Raw genomic sequence first — 22241 nt, forward strand, 5'->3', positions numbered from 1 at the left:
TTTACTTGTCGTTCGGATGATGTTGCTGGCTCTCCGGCCGCACCGTACGGTCGCTCTCCGGCATTCTATCCCGGCCGGCATCCCCATTGTCATCCTTGCCGCCCGAGCTCGAGGTGCCGCTACCGCTGGGGTTCGACCGGGTCGACGTGCCCGTGGTCGGCGTATCCGCCCGTGGCGTGGCGGAGCTTGCGGCGGGATCGCCGGTCACGGCGCCGCGACCGCTGGGCGCACCGCTCTGCGCCAAAGCCGATCCGGCAAACATCATCACAGTCACGACGACGGCAAATCCGGCTTTCATATGCGCTCTCCCTGCATTTGCGGGCTAACGGGAGGGCCGCCACTCCGTTCCTGAAGCCAACTGCCCCTTGCAATGGCGCGTTGAAGGGGGACCTTCGGCCCGAAAATTTTGGAACCCGATGGAACCATTTTGGTCCGTCGCGATTGTTTCCATTGGGCTGAGCAAAGCAGGTTCCATTTCCTGGTGCCGTACGTTGGCGCTTGATTTCGAATTGGGCTGAAGCTCTATCTTGATCAATCGCGTCTTGCCTGGGATTCGGCCGGCGCCTGCGGGGAATGAGTATGAGCGACGTCGAAACCGGAACTGCATCACGCTCCGGTCGTCGCGGCCCAAAGCCAAAGAACAACGGTATGTCGGAGCCGGATTCCCGGGCAGAATTGCTGCTTGCCCTCCAGGCCATGCGCAACGGCGATTTCTCGGTGCGCATGAGTGGCGACTATCTCGGCATTGACGGCAAGCTCGCGGACACTTTCAACGAAATCATCGCCGCCAATCAGCGCATGGCGCAGCAGCTCGAGCTGGTCGGCCAGGTGGTGGGCCGCGAGGGCAAGACGCGGCAGCGCGTGAAGTTCGGCCTCGCCTCCGGCTCCTGGGCCGACATGGAAGGCTCGGTCAACACATTGATCGACGATTTGTTGTGGCCAACCCGCGAGGTGACGCGCGCGGTCGCAGCCGTGGCGCAAGGCGACCTGATCCAGACCGTCAAGCTCGACGTCGACGGCCGTCCGCTCCGCGGCGAATTCCTGCAGTCCGCGACCATCGTCAACACCATGATCAAGCAGCTCGGCGTGTTCACCTCCGAGGTGACGCGCGTCGCGCGTGAGGTCGGCACCGAGGGCAAGCTCGGCGGCCAGGCCCAGGTGCCGGAAATGACTGGCGTCTGGAAGGATTTGACCGAGAGCGTCAACTCGATGGCGAACAACCTGACCAACCAGGTTCGCAACATTGCCGAGGTGACGATCGCTGTGGCCAACGGCGACTTGTCGAAGAAGATCACGGTGGACGTCCGCGGCGAGATCCTTCAGCTCAAGGAAGCCATCAACACGATGGTGGACCAGCTCCGCTCCTTCGCTTCCGAAGTGACGCGCGTGGCGCGCGAGGTCGGCACCGACGGCAAGCTCGGCGGCCAGGCCATCGTGCCCGGCGTCGCCGGTACCTGGAAGGACCTGACCGATTCCGTGAACGCGATGTGCGGCAACCTCACCGCCCAGGTGCGCAACATCGCCAACGTCACCACCGCCGTTGCGCGCGGCGACTTGTCGCGCAAGATCACGGTGGACGTGCGCGGCGAGATCCTGGAGCTGAAGGACACCATCAACACCATGGTGGACCAGCTCAACTCCTTCGCCTCCGAAGTGACGCGCGTGGCGCGCGAGGTCGGAACCGAGGGCAAGCTCGGCGGCCAGGCCCAGGTGCCTGGTGTCGCCGGCACCTGGAAGGACCTCACCGACAACGTCAACTTCATGGCGTCGAACCTGACGGCCCAGGTCCGCAACATCGCCGACGTCGCGACCGCCATCGCCGGCGGCGACCTCTCGAAGAAGATCACGGTGAACGTGTCGGGCGAGATCCTTCAGCTGAAGGAAACGCTGAACACCTGCGTGGACCAGCTCAACGCCTTCGCCGGCGAAGTGACGCGTGTGGCGCGCGAGGTCGGCACCGAAGGCCGCCTCGGCGGCCAGGCCAACGTGCCCGGCGTCGCCGGCACCTGGAAGGATCTCACCGAGAGCGTCAACTCGATGGCGTCGAACCTGACCGCGCAGGTCCGCAACATCGCCGAGGTGACGACGGCGGTTGCCGGCGGCGACTTGTCGAAGAAGATCACCGTGGACGTGCGCGGCGAAATCCTGGAGCTGAAGGACACCATCAACACCATGGTGGACCAGCTCAACGCCTTCGCCGGCGAAGTCACGCGCGTCGCGCGCGAAGTCGGCACCGAAGGCAAACTCGGCGGCCAGGCCCAGGTGCGCGGCGTCGCCGGCACCTGGAAGGACCTCACCGACAGCGTCAACTCGATGGCGTCGAACCTGACCGGGCAGGTCCGCAACATCGCCGAAGTCGCGACCGCGGTGGCCAAGGGCGATTTGTCGAAGAAGATCACCGTCAACGTGTCCGGCGAAATCCTTCAGTTGAAGGAAACGCTCAACACCATGGTGGACCAGCTCAACGCCTTCGCCGGCGAAGTCACGCGCGTTGCGCGCGAAGTCGGCACCGAAGGCAAGCTCGGTGGACAAGCCGAAGTGCCCGGCGTCGCCGGCACCTGGAAGGACCTCACCGACAGCGTCAACTCGATGGCTGGCAACCTCACCGCCCAGGTCCGTAACATCGCCGAAGTGGCGACCGCGATCGCCGGCGGCGACTTGTCCCGCAAGATCACGGTGGACGTGCGCGGCGAGATCCTTCAGCTCAAGGACACCTTGAACACGATGGTCGACCAGCTCAACCGCTTCGCGGGCGAGGTGACGCGCGTGGCGCGCGAGGTCGGCACCGAAGGCCGCCTCGGCGGCCAGGCCAACGTGCCCGGCGTCGCCGGCACCTGGAAGGACCTCACCGACAGCGTCAACTCGATGGCGGGCAACCTCACCGCCCAGGTCCGCAACATCGCCGAGGTGACCACCGCCGTGGCGCGCGGCGATCTCTCGCGCAAGATCACCGTCGACGTGCGCGGCGAAATCCTCGAGCTGAAGAACACCATCAACACCATGGTGGACCAGCTCAACGCCTTTGCCGGCGAAGTCACGCGCGTTGCGCGCGAGGTCGGCACCGAAGGCAAGCTCGGCGGCCAGGCCGAGGTGCCCGGGGTTGCCGGCACCTGGAAGGACCTCACCGACAACGTCAACTTCATGGCCTCGAACCTGACGGCCCAGGTCCGCAACATCGCCGAGGTCGCAACCGCGATCGCGGGCGGCGACCTGTCGAAAAAGATCACGGTGGACGTGCGCGGCGAGATCTTGCTGCTCAAGGACACCTTGAACACCATGGTCGAGCAGCTCCGCTCCTTCGCGGCCGAAGTGACGCGCGTCGCGCGCGAGGTCGGCACCGAAGGCCGGCTCGGCGGCCAGGCCGTGGTCCCCGGCGTCGCCGGCACCTGGAAGGACCTCACCGACAACGTCAACCTTTTGGCCGCGAACCTCACCACGCAGGTCCGCAATATCGCCGAGGTCACCACTGCGGTGGCGCGCGGCGACTTGTCGCGCAAGATCACCGTGGACGTGAAGGGCGAAATCCTCGAGCTGAAAAACACCATCAACACCATGGTGGACCAGCTCAATGCCTTCGCCGGCGAGGTGACGCGCGTCGCGCGCGAGGTCGGCACCGAAGGCGAACTCGGCGGCCAGGCCCAGGTGCCCGGCGTCGCCGGCACCTGGAAGGATCTCACCGACACCGTCAACTTCATGGCGGCGAACCTGACCGAGCAGGTCCGCGGCATCGTCAAGGTGGTGACCGCGGTCGCCAACGGCGACCTCAAGCAGAACCTGACGGTCAAATCGAAGGGTGAGGTCGCGGCGCTCGCCGACACGATCAACAACATGACCGAGACGCTCGCGACCTTCGCCGACCAGGTGACGTCGGTGGCGCGCGAGGTCGGCGTCGAGGGACGGCTGGGCGGTCAGGCCGACGTGCCCGGCGCCGCCGGCACCTGGAAGGATCTCACCGGTAACGTCAACCTCCTGGCGGCCAACCTCACCTCTCAGGTGCGCGCGATCGCGGAGGTCGCAACCGCAGTGACCAAGGGCGACCTGACACGGTCGATCCAGGTCGACGCCCGCGGAGAGGTCTCGGAGCTCAAAGACAACATCAACACGATGATCACGAACCTCCGTCTGACGACGGACGTGAACACCGAGCAGGACTGGTTGAAGACCAATCTTGCGAAATTCACCAACATGCTCCAGGGCCAGCGCGACCTCACCACCGTCGGCCGGCTGCTGCTCACCGAATTGTCGCCGCTGGTGAACGCCCATACCGGCGTGATCTATCAGGTCGAAAACGAGGATAGTCCGCAGCTTCTGCTGCTCGCTTCCTATGCCGGCGACGGCATCTATCCGTATCAGCGCGTGCTGCCGCTCGGCGACGGCCTGATCGGCCAATGCGCGATCGACAAGCGTCCGCGCGTGATCGCGGACATTCCGGCCGACGTGGTGCCGATCAATTCGGCACTGCTCCGGGTCGCGCCGAAGAACCTCGTGGTGCTGCCGGTGCTGTTCGAAGGCCAGGTCAAGGCGGTGATCGAGCTGGCCTCGCTCACCTCGTTCACGACCTCGCAGATGACGTTCCTGGAGCAGCTCACCGACTCGATCGGCATCGTGCTCAACTCGATCGAAGCGACGATGCAGACCGAAGGTTTGCTCAAGCAGTCGCAACAGCTCGCCGGCGAACTCCAGACCCAGCAGCGCGAGTTGCAGCAGACCAACGACCAGCTCGAACAGAAGGCGCAGCAGCTCGCCGAGCGCAACGTCGAGGTCGAGCGCAAGAATCAGGAGATCGAGCAGGCCCGCCGCGCACTGGAGGAAAAGGCGACCGAGCTGGCACTCACCTCGAAGTACAAGTCCGAATTCCTCGCCAATATGAGTCACGAGCTGCGCACGCCGCTGAACTCGATCCTGATCCTCGGACAGCAGCTCACCGACAATCCGGACGGCAATCTCACCGGCAAACAAGTCGAATTCGCCCGTACCATCCACGGTGCCGGCACCGACCTGCTCAATCTCATCAGCGACATTCTCGATCTCTCCAAGATCGAATCCGGCACCGTGACGGTCGACGCCGAGGAAATCCTGACCGCGAACCTGCTCGATACCGTCGGGCGGCCGTTCCGTCACGAGGCGGAAAACCGCAACCTTTCGTTCAAGATCGACCTCGATCCGAATCTCGCGCGCAGCCTCGTCACCGACTCCAAGCGTCTGCAGCAGGTTTTGAAGAACCTGCTCTCCAACGCCTTCAAGTTCACCGCCGAGGGCGAAGTGCGCCTGAAGGTCGCCGCCGCGGTCGGCGGCTGGGGGACGGATCATCCCGTGCTGAACTCGGCGCCGGCCGTGATCGCATTCGAAGTGTCCGACACCGGCATCGGCATTCCCCTGGAGAAGCAGAAGCTGATCTTCGAGGCGTTCCAGCAAGCGGATGCGGGCACCAGCCGCAAATATGGCGGCACCGGCCTCGGCCTTGCGATCAGCCGCGAGCTCGCAAGCCTGCTCGGCGGCGAAATCCATCTGCGCAGCTTGCCGGGCAAGGGGTCGTGCTTCACGCTATACCTGCCGCTGAAATATTCCGGTCCGACACTCGCGCCGCGCCCTGCGCCCCAGCAACACAGTCAGCCGCCGGCGCTGCAGCCCGCCACGCCCGAACAGCAGCGCGTCATCGAGCAGCTCGCCGACGACCGGCTCAACCTCGAACCCGGCGACAGCATCCTGCTGATCGTCGAGGACGATCCGCATTATGCGCGTATTCTGATTGACCTTGCCCGGGACAAGGGTTTCAAGGTGCTGGTCGCCGCACGCGGCGCGGAGGCGCTGGAGCTTGCAAAGCAGTACCAGCCGCGCGCCGTCTCGCTCGACGTGTTCCTGCCTGATATGCTCGGCTGGACAGTGCTAAGCCAGCTCAAGCACAATCCGCTGACCCGCCACATCCCCGTGCAGGTCATCACGCTCGACGAGGACCGCCAGCATGCGCTCGCGCGCGGCGCCTTCTCCTTCGTCAACAAGCCGACGACGACCGAGGGCGTCTCGGCCGCGCTGACGCAGATCAAGGAATATGCGCGGCCGCGGCGCAAGCGGCTGCTGATCGTCGAGGACAACGAAGCCGAGCAGCTCTCGATCCGGGAGCTCCTGCATCACGACGATATCGAGATCGTGACGGCCGGCACCGGCGCCGACGCGCTCTCGATGCTGCGTGAGTCCCCCTGCGATTGCGTCGTGCTCGACCTGCGGCTGCCCGACATGAGCGGCTTCGAGGTGCTGGACCAGATCCGCAACGACGAGGCGCTGTCGAACGTCCCGGTCGTCGTCTTCACCGGCCGCGAGCTGTCCGCCGAGGAAGATGCGGAACTCCACACCATGGCGCGCAGCATAGTGGTCAAGGGCGTGGAATCACCGGAGCGCCTGCTCGACGAGACCGCGCTGTTCCTGCACCGCGTGATCACGGAATTGCCGGTCGAGAAACAGCGCATGCTGGAGAAGCTGAACAGTTCCGACGACGACCTGATCGGCAAGACCGCCCTCCTCGTCGACGACGACGCCCGCAACATTTTCGCGCTGTCGAGCGTGCTGGAACGGCGCGGCATGAAGGTGCTGACGGCGACCACCGGCAAGGAGGCGGTGACGCTGGTCGAATCCAATCCGGAGATCGCCATCGTGCTGATGGACATCATGATGCCGCAGATGGATGGCTATCAGACCATCGGCGTTATTCGTGAAGATCCGGCCTTCGCCCGCGTTCCGATCATCGCGTTGACGGCCAAGGCCATGAAGGGCGACCGCGAGAAATGCCTCGAAGCCGGCGCGTCCGACTACCTGGCCAAACCCGTCAACACCGATCAATTGCTGCTTGCAATCCGCATGTGGCTGCACCGCTGAGTTGGATGCCCGTATGGACCACCAAAAGGTCAACATCCTCCTCGTCGACGACCAGCCGGCCAAGCTGCTCGCCTATGAGGTGATCCTGAAGGATCTGGGCGAGAATCTCGTGATCGCCTCGTCGGGTCGCGAGGCTCTGGAGGTGCTGCTCAAGACCGAGATCGCGGTGATCCTGGTCGACGTCTGCATGCCCGAACTCGACGGCTTCGAACTTGCCGCGATGATCCGCGAGCATCCGCGCTTCCAGAAGACCGCGATGATCTTCATCTCGGCCATTCAAGTCAGCGACATCGACCGCCTGCGCGGCTACGAGATGGGCGCGGTCGACTACGTCCCGGTGCCGGTCGTGCCGGAGGTGCTGCGCGCCAAGGTCAAGGTGTTTGCCGAACTCTACCGCAAGACGCGCGAGCTCGAACGGCTGAACCAGGATCTCGAGGACCGCGTGCGTGCACGTACCGCCGAGCTTGAGAATTCCACCGCAAAGCTGCGCGAGAGCGAAGAGCGGCGCAGCATGGCGATCGCCGCCGGCAAGATGGGCTCCTGGGACTGGGACTGGATTACCGGCGACTGGATCTGGGACGAGGGGCAGTATCGCATCTTTGGCGTTGGCCCGGAGAGCTTCGAGGTGAACCCGGCCAACGTTCAGGCGCTGTTGCATCCCGATGAGGTCGATCAGTTGCGCAAGGCGATCGGCGAGTTCAACAAGGGCACGCGCGCCTATGAAACGGAGTTCCGCATCGTGCGGCCTGACGGCGATGTGCGCTGGTGTGTCGGCACGGCCGCCGCCACGGCCGACGATAGCGGTCGGGTTCTGCGCGTCAGCGGCGTGACGGTGGACATCACTGAACGCAAGCGCGCCGAGGAGCGGCAGAATCTCCTGGCGCGGGAAGTCGATCATCGCGCCAAGAACGCGCTGGCACTGGCGCAATCGATCGTGCGCCTCACCCGCGCGGACGAGGTCAAGGCCTATGTCAACGCCGTCGAGGGGCGGATCAATGCACTGGCGCGCGTGCATACGATCCTGTCGCTGTCGAGTTGGCAGGGCGCCGAACTCTCGAAGCTGATCGACGAGGAGCTTGCGCCCTATTCCCTCGGCGGCCAGATCAAATTGGCAGGCCCCGAAGTTCAGTTGCTGCCGGCGACCGCCCAGACGCTGGCACTGGCGCTGCATGAGCTTTTCACCAACTCGGCAAAGTATGGCGCGCTCTCGACGCGGTCGGGACGGCTCGCGATCGGCTGGCAGGCCGAGGACGAGTTGCTCACGCTGACCTGGGAGGAGACCGGCGGCCCGCTTGTCAGGCCCCCGAAGTCCCGCGGCTTCGGCACGCGGAGCCTGCTTGCGAGCGTCGAGTCCCAGCTCGGTGGACAAGCGCATTTCGATTGGCGCGCCGAGGGCCTGCTGTGCCGCCTGGAGGTGCCGTTGATTCGCAAGACTGCCGCGACAACGACACCAGGCAAATTCGAAGACGCCAGCTCCGCCGAATTGCAGCGCGCATCCGGCTAGCCGGAGGACGCATTCGTCATGCGCTGCGCCGGACGCGGTTCGCGCGCGACGCGTCCTTCGAGCCAGGCTTCCGTTCGGGCGAGCTCGCGCAGCGCTTTTGCATAGCGGCGAGCAGCACTTCGCTCCGCGCCGCGGGGCAGCTTGCGCGCTTTGCCCAGGATGTCCGCGGCGGCGTTGCGATAGGCCAGCGAGCGGTAAAGAAAGACCACCTTACCCATATCGAATGTTCCCGTGGTGTGACGTGTTCATCCTCGCAAAGCCGGCATGAACGTCGGATGAAGCGGGCAATGACAATTTCTTCATCCGGATGGAACCGGCGAGCGTCGCAGGCGTTGCATGCGAGATCGGGATAGAGTTCCATGCGCACGAAAAAGTCGTCGGACCTGATCTCTCCCAGCGGCCTCGTCAAGCTGATGACGCATGCGATGATGGGCGCAGCCCTCGGCCTCGCTTTCAGCCTCGTGCTCGTTCTGACCAATCCAGCCGTCGCCAACCTGCTCAGCCACGGCGGAAGCCAAGCCGCTGTCGCTTTCGCCCTCACATTGGCGACGACATTCGCGATCGGCGCGACACTCACCGGCGTCGTCTTCATCCTCGCAGAGGACAAGGAATCTTGAAGTGTGCGTGATGCAGCGGAGCTCCTGTGTTCGGAACTCCTGTGACCGAGCGCGGTTGGCTGCCTGCGTCAATTCAACTCAGGGAGTTCCCCCATGAAGACAACCAAGCTCGCCCTCGCCGTGATGTTGGCAACCGGCCTCGCCGCCGCGCCGTTCGCCGTGCAGGCAAAGTCGCACAAGGCGAAACATGGATCCTCTATGTCGTCGTCGCAGACCACGGGCGCCAACACCAAATCCTCCAAGGGCGCCGATCCCTCCGGTCAGGGCGGCTCCGGCCCCGGCTCCGACCAGGGCGGCACCATGACGCACAACAAGGGCGGCATGAGCAACACCAAGTAGCTGCTCGCCGAAATTCAAGGAGGCCCCGCCATCGCGGGGCCTTTTTGCTTTGCGGGTTCGGCTGAACCCTTCTCAGGCCGCTTCGCCAACCTCCGGCATCGACAAGCCCGCATGTCGCCCTGCGCGCGTACGCTTCAACGACGGCCGCCGGTGAGGTCGGGATGACAGCCCGCACGATCTGATTTCACGAGATGATCGAGCTGTCCGCGCTTGCGCACGATCAGGAGCTGGGCCGCGGCGTCGTCGAGCCCCTCGCGTTGCAGCTGCCGGATGGCCGAGCCCAGTTCGAGAATCTCGGCGCGCAGTCTCAAGATCCGGTACGTCGCCGGGTCTTCTTCCACGGCACACTCCCAAAGCTTTCAATGGCGCGCGATAGCACGCACGGGATTGCCGGCTTTCTTCGCGGAACGAAGGCGCATCCTGTCGCGGACATCCGGCAGGACATCGCCGCCACCTGCAGCCTTCCATTCGCCGATCAGAAGATTGATTTTCCAGCGCAGATCCATCTGCGCCAGGGCCTTCTCCGTGCAGTCGCGATCGCGGTCGACGAGCTCGCGCACGGACGCCTCGACATCGGCCATTTCGAGCCTCAACACACTGATTTTACGTCGAATTTCATTAATTCTGTTGTCCATGACTTGTTAGAACAAAATAAGAACATATAGTCAAGTCATGATTTCAGGTCCGGAGAAGCGACATGCAGGTTCAGGGTAAATACGATGCCAGGGCTTTCCTCACCGAGCAGATGACCCGGACGCAGGGCCTCAGGCTGAAACGGCTCAGCGAAGAGGCCTATCAACCCGCGCAATATGCGCGGGATCTGTCCTCCAGTGAGGCAGCACGGCGCATCCAGGTGCTGGAAGCGGAGATCGAGCTGGCGAATTCGTTCTAGGCTACCCGCTCAATCCAGGACGTTGCGTGCCCGCTTTCGGAACCATGCCTGTCGCGGATGGTTCTCCCCGGGCCAAGGGAGAACATGCATGGCACGCAAGGCAAAGAAGCGCCGCTACTCGCGCAGTTCCGGCAGCGATGTCGAAAGCGAGATGAAACGCTACAAGAAGGGCAGCGCGAAGAGCGGACCTGGCGGTCGAGGCGGACGCGTGAAGAGCCGCAAGCAGGCAATCGCGATCGGCCTGTCGAAGGCGCGCAAGAAGGGCAAGAAGGTCCCGAAGAAGGCCGCGAAGCGGAAGACTGCCAAGAAGACATCCAGGAAGACCTCCAAGAAGAATTCGAAGAAAACCTCCAAGAAGACTTCGAAGAAAACATCGAAGCGCAAATCCTCCAGATAGTCGCGCTGAACTCTGTCAGGTCATGCTGCCCGGCATGAAGCAGCGGATCGAAACGCCAAACGCGGTCTTCACCGGCCACACCATGGTTCGGCCGGCCCGGTTCGGCTCGGTGATCACGGCTTCGTCCGGGACCTCCACCCACTCTCCGTCGAGCCGCACCCGATAATGCCCGTTGTGCGAGTCCCAGTCGGGATCGGCGACGGCAAACCCATCCGCATCCGAGCAGCACGGACCGAGATGGCTGCGCAGGCCGTCGAACCACGGCTTGAGGGGTGAGTCCGCGTAGCGGCCGTCGTCGCGCCCGAGAGCGTTTCCACCCCACAGCACGAATGGCGCCACGAGCAGCGCAGTCCTCAGCGAGAGCTTCAATCGATCCATGTCGGCACCGATCAAATGCGAACTGCCGGCCAGCTAGCTCAGCGGCGGCAAGTTCGAAGTTCCACGCTTGCAATCGTCCCGGCGGCTTCATTGCCGCCGACTCCATACGAGATCTGCAATTGTGATGAGCGAACACGGCTTTTTCGGACGAACCGGGTCATCCTCTCTGCCGTTAACGAGAATGTTATCGGCGGCCATCCGGAATCCTGAAGGCAAACAGGAAAGGCGGCCCGTGGGCCGCCTTTTTGGATTTGCGCGGATCGACGTTCGACTTATGCGAGCGGCACCGCGACGAATCGGGTCGCCTGCGCGTTTCTGATCTGCAGCAGCACGCTGCGCTTGCCGGACGATTTCGCCTGCGCCAGTTCCGAACGGACATCACCGATATTGGCGACGGCCTTGCCGCCGACGTTGAGGATGACGTCGCCGGTCTGAATGCCGCGCTGCGCGGCCGGCCCTTGCGGATCGACTTCAGTGACGATGACGCCCTTCTGGCCGGCGCCCTGGACGTCGCCGGCCGGAGCCAGGCTGAGCCCGAGACGCGGCGTGCCGGCATCCGGCTGCGCCTTGCCCTCGTCGGCCTTAGCCTGCCGCTCGTTCGGCAATTCGCCGAGCGCCAGCGTCACCGTCTTGCTGTCGCCCTTGTGGACGACATCGAGCTTCACGGACGTGCCCGGTGCAAGCGTAGCGATAGTGCGGGCGAGATCGCGGGAGTCCTTGATCGCGGTGCCGTTGACGGCGGTGATGACGTCGCCCGCCTCGATGCCCGCCTTCGCTGCCGGGCTAGCGTCCTGCGGATTGTCCACGATCGCGCCGCGCGCCTCCTTGAGGCCGAGGCTGTCGGCGATATCCGATGTCACCGGCTGCACCTGCACGCCGAGCCAGCCGCGTGTCACCGCACCCTTGTCCTTCAACTGTGCGACGACGAGCTTTGCGGTCGAAGCCGGAATGTCGAAGCCGATGCCGACCGAGCCGCCGGAGGGCGAGAAGATCGCGGTGTTCACGCCAATCACGTTGCCGTTCATGTCGAACGCCGGACCGCCGGAATTGCCCTTGTTGATCGGTGCATCGATCTGGATGAAATCGTCATAGGGACCGTTGCCGATGTCGCGGCCGCTGGCCGAGACGATGCCGGCGGTCACGGTGCCGCCGAGGCCGAAGGGATTGCCGACCGCGACCACCCAGTCGCCGATGCGCGGCTTCTGGTCGGAGAATTTGACGAACGGAAAATCCTTCTTGCCCTCGACCTTGATCAGCGCGAGATCGGTCTTCGGATCGGTGCCGACCACCTTCGCGGTATAGGTCTGGCCGTCATCCATCGTCACCTGCACCGACTCAGCGTGGTCGACGACGTGGTTGTTGGTCACGGCATAGCCGTCGGCGGAGATGAAGAAGCCGGAGCCCTCACCCGTGATAGTCTGGTGGCGCTGGCGCGGCATGCCGTTCATGCCACCCGGACCACCGAAGCCGAATTGCCGTGAGAATTGGTCGAACGGCGTCGCCTCGTCCGAATCCATCCGGTTCTGTTGCAGCATCGCGCTCTTCTCGCTGTCTTGGTCGATTTTGACCCGCACCGAAATGACGGCGGATTTGACCTTGCTGACGAGATCGCCGAAGCCCAGCGGTGTCGTGGCGGACTCCGCGGCCTGGGCGGGCGCAATGAAGGAGGTCGCGCTGAACGGCGAACAGCCGGGAGCAGTCGCCAGCACGGCCAGGCCAAGCGCGGCCACGGTACCGAGCAGCGCGAGCCGGCGCGGCCTCAGGATCTTGCGGGACGTGGTGGTGTCGGAATTGACGCGATCGTTCATGTCGAAATGTCCATGTTGGGTAAGTCGCCTTGCACCCAACATGGCGGTCGCCACCTTACGGCGTCCCGTCCACGCGATTAAATCTTGGCAAAGAAGACACGGAGGCGGGACGAAATGTCAGGCCGCGGCAGGCCTCTCCCACGCCGTGGTCGCGACAGCGTCCTCGTCATGTTGCGCATTGCACGCATCGTAATGTGCTTTGAGCTCAACTTCGGCGAGATATTCAAAATGTTCGGCCTGGCCGAGCAGTTCCCAGTTCTGGAGCGGCCGGTAGGCGGCCTGCTGACGACAGAGGGACGCCAGCGCGCGGTAACGACGTACGTTCTCCATGAGAGCCTCCCTCGCGTTCACAGGGGTTATGGCCCTTATTTGCGTCAGGGCGATGGCGGTCGTGCAAAACATTTGCTGCGCCCGCAGCGCGCCCGGCTCGGTTGCGTCTAGGAAATGCGTATTCGAGCGAAAGTTCCAATCAGCGCGGACTTGACGCTCGAAATCCTGTCGCAGGCCAACGGCTAGGCGTAGAGGCGCCGCTCCACGGTCACGCCGACGACGTCGAGATAGCGCTCGATCAATTCGGGCCGGCCGATGAGATAGCCCTGCATCTCCTCGCAGGCCTCGCGCGCCAGGAAGGCGCGCTGCGCTTCCGTTTCCACCCCCTCGGCGACGACCGGGATATGCAGGGCGTGCGCGAGGCTCACAACCGCGCGGACGATCTCGGCCGATTGCGGGCTCGCCTCGAGATTGGAGATGAAGCTGCGATCGATCTTGATCTTGTCGAACGGGAATGACTGGAGATAGGACAGTGAGGAGTAGCCGGTGCCGAAATCGTCCATCGCGATGCGGATGCCGAGCGCCTTCAACCTCCGCAGCAGATTGAGCGCGCGGGTGAAATCGCCGATCAGCACCCCCTCGGTGATCTCGACCTCGAGCCGCATCGGCGAGAGCCCGGTCTCAAGCAGGATCTGATGGATCGAGCCTTCGAGGTCGCCGGCCTGGAACTGGACCGGCGACAGATTGACCGCCACCTGCAACGGCCGCGGCCACGACGCCGCCTCGCGGCACGCTTCGCGCAAGACCCACTCGCCGATCTGGATGATCAGACCATTCTCCTCTGCAAGTGGAATGAACTGGTCGGGCGGCACAAAGCCCCGCGTTGGGTGGTTCCAGCGCAGCAGCGCCTCGAAGCCGATGACCTCGCCGTTGATCCGCGCCTGCGGTTGGAAATAGACGAAGAGCTGGTTCTGCTCCACCGCCTGCCGCAGGTCGTGCAACAGCAACCTGCGGTCGCGCAGCTCCCGGTCCATCTCGGACTCGAAGAAGCGGACCGTACCCCTGCCCTCGCGCTTGGCGCGATAGAGCGCGGAATCGGCATTTGCGAGCAGCGTGGCCGCATCCACGCCGTCATCCGGGTAGAGCGCGATGCCGACGCTTAAGCCGACATGGGAGAGATAGTCGTCGACCTCGAGCTCGTTACCGATCGCCTCGACGAGGCGCTCGCCGAGCGTCAGCACCTCTTCGCGGCAGACATCGTCCGGCACCAGGATTATGAATTCGTCGCCGCCAATGCGGGCGACGAAGGCGCCATCGGCTTCCGCTGCAAGACGCTCGGCCGCCGCGCGCATCAACATGTCGCCGACGGGATGGCCGAACACGTCGTTGACTTCCTTGAAGCGGTCGAGATCGAGGCTGAGCACCGCAAAACTGGTCGACGCCTCCTGCGCCCGTTCCAGCCGCTCGCTCAGCGCCGCATTGAACGCGCTGCGGTTCGGCAGATCGGTCAAGGCATCGTGGCGCGCGAGGTGGCTGATCCGTTCTTGAGTGGTGATGCGCTCGGTGACGTCCTCGATGACGCCAACCAGATATTGCGGGTCGCCGGCGCCGTCCGTGATCAGCATCTTGCGCGAATTGACGACGCGATCGTGGCCCTTGACGCCGACTTCGAGCAGATGCTCCTCGAGGAACATCGGCATGCCGCTGGCGACGACGCGACGATCCTGCTCGTTGACCATTCGGGCGACGTCGGCCGAAAAAATCTCCTCAGGTGTCCGGCCCAACATCTGTTCGCCGTAATAGTCCTCGCCAGCGCGGTTGAGCAGGATATAGCGCGAATCCCTGGCGCACTTCGCAAACACGGCGATCGGGATATTCTCGACGATGGTGTCGAGGAACTCCTGGGTCCGCAACAAATCCTGCTCGACCTCGTCATGCGTGTGTGCTCGCGCGTCAGTCATTCGCTGGCGTTCGCGGTCGCTCGCCTCATAGGCAGCGCTGACGAGCTCGCCCAGCTTGGCAAGATCGAACCGTCCAGTCGTGTCGGTGGCGCAGCGGAGCTGCTCGGCGAACAAGCGATGCATGCTCATGCCATCGCTCCCCGCCGCGCGCAGGCCTCATGCCCGCAGATATTCGATCCGCATCCCGCGCTCTCTCAGCGTTTCCAACCGCAGATTGCGACGCATAGCATTGCACGGGCGTTAATCGAACTTTCGTCTCAATGCGTTGGTTACCCCGGCCTGAAACGAGCTGATCATTTTGTGCGTCATCCTCCGTATTTCTCCGGAGGAAAGTGGCACGCCTTGGCACAACCAGTCCGGCGCCGGATCGGCCCCCGCCTGTATACCGTATTTACCGGATGAGCGCGGTCTCGCCGAGACGCGCCGGCCTTCCGGAGACATCCTGCAACTTCGGAACTCTGCCGGCCTCCGCCGCGCCGCGAATGGCCGCGATGTTCGCGGCATAGTCCGCGCTGCTCTTGCCGCGAAACACAGCGGAACCCGCCACAAGCGTATCGGCGCCCGCAGCGGTCACGGCAGCGGCATTGTCGCGCGTGATGCCGCCGTCAACTTCGAGCCGGATTGGACGGTCGCCGATCAAGCTTCGAATGCGCCTGATCTTCTCGAACTGGGACTCGAGGAAGGACTGGCCGCCAAAGCCCGGATTGACAGTCATCACCAGCACGAGATCGACACGATCGATCACGTATTCGATCACGGCTTCCGGCGTCGCCGGACAGAGGCTGACGCCAGCCTTCTTGCCGAGCGCGCGGATGGCCTGGAGCGAGCGGTCGAGATGGACGCCGGCTTCGGCATGCACCGTGATGACATCCGCACCGGCCTTCGCGAACGCTTTGAGATAGGGATCGGCCGGCGCGATCATCAGATGAACGTCAAAAATCTTCGCCGTCAGCGGCCGGATCGCCTTGATGACGTCGGCGCCGTAACTGATGTTCGGGACGAAATGCCCGTCCATGACGTCGCAATGAATCCAGTCGGCGCCCGCCGCGTCGATCGCAGCGATCTCCTCGCCGAGGCGCGCGAAATCCGCGGCCAGGATCGAAGGCGCGATGAGGATTTCTTTCGTCATGGCTTCGCACTCCTCTGCGCGTCCGCACCGCCGCTGAAAACGCGGCTCGCCAGGACGTCCATGGGATCGATCGTTTCGAGGTCGGCGATATCGAGCATGCGGTCGAGATCGGACACCAGGCGATCCGCCTGCCGCAGGCGGATGCGGTCGACGGCGTTGCGGATCGAGCGCGCATTGGAGAAGAACGGCTGGGTCCGGCGCAGCGCGATGTACTTCTCGAAAGCTTCACGCGCCGCCGCCGAGAGGCGATAGCCGCGCTCCCTCAGCATCAACTCGGCAATGACGAGAAGCTCTTCCTGCGCATAGTCCGGGAAATCGATGTGGTGCGCAATGCGCGAGCGGAAGCCGGGATTGGAGGCAAAGAAGCTCGTCATGCGCTCGCCATAGCCGGCAAGGATGACGACGAGGTCCTCGCGCTGGTTCTCCATCACCTGGAGCAGAATCTCGATCGCCTCCTGGCCGTAGTCGCGTTCGTTGTCGGGGCGATGCAGATAATAGGCCTCGTCGATGAACAGCACGCCGCCCATCGCCTTCTTCAGGATCTCCTTGGTCTTCGGCGCAGTGTGGCCGATATACTGGCCAACGAGATCGTCGCGCGTCACCGAGATCACCTGCCCGCGCCGCACGAAACCGAGACCATGGAGGATCTTGGCCATGCGCAGCGCGACGGTCGTCTTGCCGGTGCCGGGATTGCCGGTGAACGACATGTGCAGTGTCGTCGGCGACGAAGCCAGTCCCGCGCGCTGCCGGATGCGTTCGATCAGCAAGAGCGACGCGATCTGGCGCACCCGGTTCTTCACCGGTTTCAATCCGATCAGCTCCTGCTCGAGCTGTTGCAGCGTGCCGGTGATGCCGGCTGCTACGGCCTCCTTGCGGAGATCGAAATTGGTCTCGCCGGGCTCGGCGGTCGTTACGTGGGGAACATCCAGCATCGGCACCTCGAAGAAAAGAGCTTCGCCGCGGGGGGAGGAGCGGCGAAGCAGTGGTCCGCCAAGGAAACGGAGCAGGGAGTGCTCCGCGCGGAGGAGACGACTTAGGTTGACGCGCGCGCGGGCTGCCGGCGCACGGTGGTGTAGCGGATCGCGCGTCCGCCCACCTCCTGCCGCACCAGGTCGAACTCGGCCTCCTGCGGCGGGCGGTTGACGAGGAACGAGATCCGCACCGATTCCCAGCCATGGCTGGAGTCGAAGCCGCTGAGGCGGATGTAACGGTCGCCATACACTCTGCGGCATTCGGCGAGCTCCATCATCACGCCGGCGGCGTCCTGGAGATCGAACATGGGCAGACCCCACATCTCCCAATAGGTGTTGCGGGGATGCGGATCGTCGGTGAACTCGATGTTCACCGCCCAGCCTTTGGTCAGGCAATATTGCACCTGCTTGGTGATCTGGTCGTCGGTCAGATCGGGCAGGAACGAGAAGCAGCCTTGGGTCAACTTCATGTCAAATCTCCTCAAACGGTTTCGAGCGCGGTCGGCACGAAGTCCGGCGTGTCGGTGGATTGATAATTGAAGGAGACGTCCTTCCAGACCTCGAGCGCAGCTTTCAGCGGCGTGCAAGTCTCGGCCGCCCTGGCCAGGATCTCCGGACCTTCATGGACGTAGTCGCGACCCTCGTTGCGGGCGAGGATCATCGCTTCCAGCGCCACGCGGTTGGCGATTGCGCCGGCCGCGATGCCCATGGGATGGCCGATGGTACCGCCGCCGAATTGCAGCACGACATCCTCGCCGAGGAGATCGAGCAGCTGGTGCATCTGGCCGGCATGGATGCCGCCGGAAGCGACCGGCATCATCTTGTTCAGGCTCGCCCAGGACTGGTCGAAGAACAGGCCATGTTCGAGCTTGGTCGGGTTGAAGTCTTCGCGGCAGACATCGTAATAGCCACGTGTGGTGTTGGGATCGCCTTCGAGCTTGCCGACCACGGTGCCGGCATGGATGTGGTCGACGCCGGCAAGGCGCATCCACTTGGCGATGACGCGGAACGACACGCCGTGGCTCTTCTGCCGCGTATAGGTCGAGTGACCGGCGCGGTGCAGATGCAGGATCATGTCATTGCGCCGCGCCCATTTCGCCATGGACTGGATCGCGGTGTAGCCGATCACGAGATCGATCATGACGATGCACGACCCGAGCTCCTTCGCGAACTCGGCGCGCTCGTACATGTCCTCCATCGTTCCCGCCGTGATGTTCAGATAGGTGCCCTTCGCCTCACCGGAGGCCGCCTGCGCCCGGTTCACCGCTTCCATGCAGTAGAGGAAACGGTCGCGCCAGTGCATGAAGGGCTGCGAGTTGATGTTCTCGTCATCCTTGGTGAAGTCGAGCCCGCCCTTCAGCGCCTCATAGACGACGCGGCCGTAATTGCGACCGGAAAGCCCGAGCTTCGGCTTCACCGTGGCGCCTAGCAGCGGCCTGCCGAACTTGTCGAGCCGCTCGCGCTCGACCACGATGCCGGTGGCCGGTCCCTGGAACGTCTTCACATAAGCGACCGGGAAACGCATGTCCTCCAGCCGCAACGCCTTCAGCGGCTTGAAGCCGAACACATTGCCGATGATCGAGGCCGAGAGGTTGGCGATCGAGCCCGGCTCGAACAGGTCGAGGTCATAGGCGATGTAGGCGAAATACGAGCCCGGCGTGCCCGGCACCGGATCGACGCGGTAACATTTTGCGCGATACTTTTCGGCGGCGGTCAGGCGATCGGTCCACACCACTGTCCAGGTCGCGGTCGAGGATTCACCGGCGACTGCGGCCGAAGCCTCGATCGGGTCGACGCCCTCCTGCGGCGTGACGCGGAACAGCGCGATGACATCGGTGTCCTTCGGCACATAGTCGGGCTCCCAATAGCCCATGCGCTTGTATTCCATCACGCCAGAGCGATATCTTTCCTTGCCGCGGACGGTTCCTGCGTGTGCATTCATGGCTCTCTCCTGCTCTTCTCTCTTTGAATGATTAGGCCGCGACGGGCTCGCGGGCGTCGACACTCGGATCGAGTTCGCCGGCGCGGTAGCGCCGCGCCATCTCGCTCAAGGGAATGACCTTGATCTGGCTCGCGTGTCCCGCGGTGCCGAACTGCTCGAAGCGCTCGCGGCAGAGCTCGCGCATCGCGCCCATCGCGGGCTTGAGGAATTTGCGTGGATCGAACTCGGATCGTGTTTGCGCGGCGACTTTGCGGAACACCGCGGTCATCGCCAACCGGCAGTCGGTGTCGATATTGACCTTGCGCACGCCGCTCTTGATGCCGCGGACGATCTCCTCGACCGGCACGCCCCAGGTCTGCGGCATCTCGCCGCCGAACTCGTTGAACATGTCCTGGAGCGGCTGCGGCACCGAGGAAGAGCCGTGCATCACGAGATGCGTGTTCGGCAGCCGGCGATGAATCTCCTCGACCACCCGCATCGCCAGGATGTCGCCGTCCGGCTTGCGGCTGAATTTGTAGGCGCCGTGCGAGGTACCCATCGCGATCGCGAGCGCATCGACCTTGGTGGCGCGGACGAAGTCGACCGCCTGGTCGGGATCGGTCAACAGCTGGTCGTGGCTGACTTTGCCCTCGACGCCGTGACCATCCTCCTGCTCGCCACCGCCATGCTCGAGCGAGCCGAGCACGCCGAGCTCGCCTTCGACGGAGGCACCGACCCAATGGGCGAGATCGACGACGCGGCGAGTGATCGCGACGTTGTAGTCGTAATCGGCCGCGGTCTTGGCGTCGGCCTCGAGCGAGCCGTCCATCATCACCGAGGTGAAACCATGGGCGATCGCGGATGCACAGGTCGCCTCGTCGTTGCCATGGTCCTGGTGCATGCAGAGCGGGATGTCTGGATAGGTTCGCTCCAGCGCGTCGATCATGTGCGAGAGCATGATGTCGCCGGCATAGCTGCGCGCGCCGCGCGAAGCCTGGATGATGACGGGCGCATCGACCTCGGCCGCCGCCTGCATGATCGCGATGCCCTGCTCCATGTTGTTGATGTTGAACGCCGGTACCGCGTAGCCGTGACTGGCGGCGTGATCGAGCAGCTGACGAAGGGTGATACGGGCCACGACAATTCCTCCTGTTATTGCTTGCCGGCACGGGCAATCGCCCGCCGGGCCGCTTCCGCAACGCTTTGCGGCGTGATGCCGAACTCGCGGTAGAGCACCGGGGCCGGCGCCGAAGCACCGAAGCCGCGCATGCCGACGAATTCGCCGTCAGTGCCGATCCATCGATGCCAATCGCCGGCGACTGCCGCCTCGATGCCCACCCGTGGCACAGTGCCGAGCACGGCAGCGCGGTAGTCCTCCGGCTGCTCCTCGAACAACGCGAAGCAGGGAGCGGAGACCACGGCCGCGCGGACGTGCTCGGTGGCCAGCAGGCGAGCCGCTTCCAGCGCGATGGACACTTCCGACCCTGTTGCGATGAGCGTCACGTCGCGGCCGCCGTCGGGCGAAACGATGAGATAGGCGCCCCGTGCGACGCGGTTTCTACCGCGGACATCGCTGCGGAAGGTCGGCAGCGCCTGACGCGACAGGCACAGCACAGAGGGGCGATTTTCGGATCCGAGCGCGCAATCCCACGCTTCCAGCGTCTCCACCGCGTCGGCCGGTCGGAACACGAGCAAGTTCGGAATGACGCGGAGCGCTGTGAGATGCTCGACCGGTTGGTGCGTGGGGCCGTCCTCACCCAGGCCGATGGAGTCGTGGGTCATCACATGAATGACGCGGATCCGCATCAAGGCCGCAAGGCGGATCGCCGGACGGCTGTAGTCGGAGAAGGCGAGGAAGGTGCCGCCATAGGGAATGAAGCCGCCGTGCAGCGCGAGGCCGTTCATTGCGGCCGCCATGCCATGCTCGCGAATGCCGTAATGGATGTAATCGCCGGCGAACGCATCGCGCTTCACCGGAGCCTGCGCCTTGGCATGCGTCAGGTTCGAATGCGTCAGGTCTGCGGAGCCGCCGACCAGCCCGGGGATCGTCCCGGCGATGCCGTCGAGCACTTGTTGCGAAGCCTGCCGCGTCGCGAGCTTGGGACGCTCGGTGGCAAAGCGTTCGCGTAATTTCGCCAAGGCCTGGGCATAGGCGTTCGGCAGGGCAACCGCCTTGCCCTCGACAAACAGGTCGCGCTGCTCGGGCGTCGCGCGTTCATAGCGATCGAGCCAGGCAAGACGCTCGACCTGCCCGCGCTGCCCGATCATCCGCCATGCTTTCATGATCGTGACAGGCACCACGAACGGTTGATAGTCCCAGCCGAGCGTTCGCCGTGCTGCCGCCGTCTGTTCAGCACCGAGCGGAGCGCCATGCGCCTTCTCAGTGCCCTGACGATCCGGCGCGCCATAGCCGATGATGGTGCGGCAGGCGATCAGCGAAGGCTTTGCGCTCTCACGCTCCTCCGCAATCGCCTGCGCAACTGCTTCGGGATCGTGCCCGTCAACACGGCGCACCGACCAGCCGGAGGCGGCGAAGCGCGCGAGCTGGTCGTCGGAGGTCGCGAGCGAGGTCGGGCCGTCAATGGATATGCCGTTGTCGTCGAACAGCACGATCAGGCGCGCAAGCTGGAGATGGCCCGCGAGCGAGATCGCCTCCTGGCTAATGCCTTCCATCAGACAGCCGTCGCCGACGATCACATAAGTGAAATGATCGACAAGGCCTTCGCCGTGCCGCGCATTGCCCATTCGCTCGGCGAGTGCCATGCCGACCGCGGTCGCAATCCCCTGGCCCAGCGGACCAGTCGTCGTCTCGACCCCCGGCGTGTGGCCATATTCGGGATGGCCCGGCGTCTTGGAGCCCCATTGCCGGAACGCCTTGATGTCGTCGAGGCTGACATTGCCGCCGGTGAGATGGAGCAGTGCATAGAGCAGCATCGAGCCATGGCCCGCCGACAGCACGAAGCGATCGCGGTCCGGCCAATTGGGGTGAGCCGAGTCGAATTTCAGGAATCGCGAGAACAGCACGGTCGCGACATCGGCCATGCCCATGGGCAGGCCGGGATGGCCGGACTGCGAGGTCTCGATGGCGTCGACCGCAAGGAAGCGAACCGCGTTGGCGAGATCGTTGTGCGCGACCGCCGAGAGGTCGGCTTCGGCGTGGACGGAGATGTTCATCGGATACTCC

The 22241-nt window shown here is 64.2% G+C and carries 20 protein-coding genes; 6 read left to right on the forward strand and 14 right to left on the reverse strand.

Annotation, left to right across the window (positions count from 1 at the left end; genetic code table 11):
- Nucleotide 1 precedes the first annotated feature (1 nt).
- The gene (locus IVB27_RS05180; protein ID WP_247441912.1) at nt 2-298 is read right to left on the reverse strand and encodes a hypothetical protein; all 297 of its coding nucleotides are present in this window, start codon (nt 296-298) and stop codon (nt 2-4) included.
- Between the two features lie 281 nt (nt 299-579).
- Here IVB27_RS05180 and IVB27_RS05185 point away from each other — a divergent pair, with 281 nt between their 5' ends.
- Both IVB27_RS05185 and IVB27_RS05190 read left to right on the forward strand, forming a co-directional pair.
- Nucleotides 580-6870, forward strand: a complete 6291-nt coding sequence (locus tag IVB27_RS05185) for a HAMP domain-containing protein (protein WP_247441914.1) — start codon at nt 580-582, stop codon at nt 6868-6870.
- Between the two features lie 13 nt (nt 6871-6883).
- Entirely contained in the window at nt 6884-8374 is a 1491-nt protein-coding gene (locus IVB27_RS05190) for an HWE histidine kinase domain-containing protein (RefSeq protein ID WP_247441916.1), read from the forward strand.
- Here IVB27_RS05190 and IVB27_RS05195 read toward each other — a convergent pair.
- Nucleotides 8371-8592: a hypothetical protein gene (locus IVB27_RS05195; RefSeq protein ID WP_247347975.1), complete on the reverse strand. Its 222-nt coding sequence runs from the start codon at nt 8590-8592 to the stop codon at nt 8371-8373. The genes IVB27_RS05190 and IVB27_RS05195 overlap by 4 nt on opposite strands.
- A 141-nt stretch (nt 8593-8733) precedes the next feature.
- Here IVB27_RS05195 and IVB27_RS05200 point away from each other — a divergent pair, with 141 nt between their 5' ends.
- Together IVB27_RS05200 and IVB27_RS05205 are read left to right on the forward strand one after the other, a co-directional pair.
- Entirely contained in the window at nt 8734-8991 is a 258-nt protein-coding gene (locus IVB27_RS05200; protein WP_247347974.1) for a hypothetical protein, read from the forward strand.
- A gap of 93 nt (nt 8992-9084) precedes the next feature.
- Nucleotides 9085-9330 (forward strand): hypothetical protein, encoded by a 246-nt coding sequence (locus tag IVB27_RS05205; RefSeq protein WP_247347973.1) that lies wholly within the window; start codon nt 9085-9087, stop codon nt 9328-9330.
- Between the two features lie 134 nt (nt 9331-9464).
- Here the strand turns inward: IVB27_RS05205 and IVB27_RS05210 are convergent, their stop codons facing one another.
- The gene (locus IVB27_RS05210; RefSeq protein ID WP_247441918.1) at nt 9465-9671 is read right to left on the reverse strand and encodes a hypothetical protein; all 207 of its coding nucleotides are present in this window, start codon (nt 9669-9671) and stop codon (nt 9465-9467) included.
- Nucleotides 9672-9689: 18 nt separating this feature from the next.
- Nucleotides 9690-9911, reverse strand: a complete 222-nt coding sequence (locus IVB27_RS05215) for a hypothetical protein (protein ID WP_247441920.1) — start codon at nt 9909-9911, stop codon at nt 9690-9692.
- Nucleotides 9912-10027: 116 nt separating this feature from the next.
- Between IVB27_RS05215 and IVB27_RS05220 the strand changes: the two genes are divergently transcribed.
- Together IVB27_RS05220 and IVB27_RS05225 are read left to right on the forward strand one after the other, a co-directional pair.
- Nucleotides 10028-10222, forward strand: coding sequence for a DUF3072 domain-containing protein (locus tag IVB27_RS05220; RefSeq protein ID WP_247327823.1), 195 nt, complete (start codon nt 10028-10030; stop codon nt 10220-10222).
- Nucleotides 10223-10310: 88 nt separating this feature from the next.
- The gene (locus IVB27_RS05225) at nt 10311-10619 is read left to right on the forward strand and encodes a DUF6496 domain-containing protein (RefSeq protein WP_247441922.1); all 309 of its coding nucleotides are present in this window, start codon (nt 10311-10313) and stop codon (nt 10617-10619) included.
- Nucleotides 10620-10634: 15 nt separating this feature from the next.
- Here the strand turns inward: IVB27_RS05225 and IVB27_RS05230 are convergent, their stop codons facing one another.
- The 10 genes from IVB27_RS05230 to tkt all read right to left on the reverse strand — a co-directional run bounded on the left by IVB27_RS05230 (nt 10635) and on the right by tkt (nt 22231).
- Complete coding sequence (locus IVB27_RS05230; protein WP_247441924.1) at nt 10635-10997, reverse strand: hypothetical protein; 363 nt, start codon at nt 10995-10997, stop codon at nt 10635-10637.
- A gap of 272 nt (nt 10998-11269) precedes the next feature.
- The gene (locus tag IVB27_RS05235; protein WP_247441926.1) at nt 11270-12805 is read right to left on the reverse strand and encodes a Do family serine endopeptidase; all 1536 of its coding nucleotides are present in this window, start codon (nt 12803-12805) and stop codon (nt 11270-11272) included.
- Between the two features lie 117 nt (nt 12806-12922).
- Nucleotides 12923-13135: a hypothetical protein gene (locus IVB27_RS05240; RefSeq protein WP_247441928.1), complete on the reverse strand. Its 213-nt coding sequence runs from the start codon at nt 13133-13135 to the stop codon at nt 12923-12925.
- Between the two features lie 182 nt (nt 13136-13317).
- A complete protein-coding gene (locus IVB27_RS05245) occupies nt 13318-15165 on the reverse strand; it encodes a putative bifunctional diguanylate cyclase/phosphodiesterase (protein ID WP_247441930.1) in 1848 nt (615 codons plus the stop codon).
- A 262-nt stretch (nt 15166-15427) separates the two neighbouring features.
- On the reverse strand, nt 15428-16165 hold the full coding sequence (gene rpe, locus IVB27_RS05250; protein ID WP_247347963.1) for a ribulose-phosphate 3-epimerase: 738 nt from the start codon (nt 16163-16165) through the stop codon (nt 15428-15430).
- Nucleotides 16162-17097 (reverse strand): CbbX protein, encoded by a 936-nt coding sequence (gene cbbX, locus IVB27_RS05255; protein ID WP_247347961.1) that lies wholly within the window; start codon nt 17095-17097, stop codon nt 16162-16164. The genes rpe and cbbX overlap by 4 nt, the downstream gene beginning before the upstream one ends.
- A gap of 101 nt (nt 17098-17198) precedes the next feature.
- On the reverse strand, nt 17199-17606 hold the full coding sequence (locus IVB27_RS05260) for a ribulose bisphosphate carboxylase small subunit (protein ID WP_247347959.1): 408 nt from the start codon (nt 17604-17606) through the stop codon (nt 17199-17201).
- Between the two features lie 11 nt (nt 17607-17617).
- Complete coding sequence (locus tag IVB27_RS05265; protein ID WP_247347957.1) at nt 17618-19078, reverse strand: form I ribulose bisphosphate carboxylase large subunit; 1461 nt, start codon at nt 19076-19078, stop codon at nt 17618-17620.
- Between the two features lie 31 nt (nt 19079-19109).
- Entirely contained in the window at nt 19110-20195 is a 1086-nt protein-coding gene (gene fba, locus IVB27_RS05270; protein ID WP_247441933.1) for a class II fructose-bisphosphate aldolase, read from the reverse strand.
- Between the two features lie 14 nt (nt 20196-20209).
- Entirely contained in the window at nt 20210-22231 is a 2022-nt protein-coding gene (tkt, locus tag IVB27_RS05275) for a transketolase (protein WP_247441935.1), read from the reverse strand.
- Nucleotides 22232-22241 lie beyond the last annotated feature (10 nt).

The sequence above is a fragment of the Bradyrhizobium sp. 197 genome (genome assembly GCF_023073375.1).
Lineage (GTDB): Bacteria > Pseudomonadota > Alphaproteobacteria > Rhizobiales > Xanthobacteraceae > Bradyrhizobium.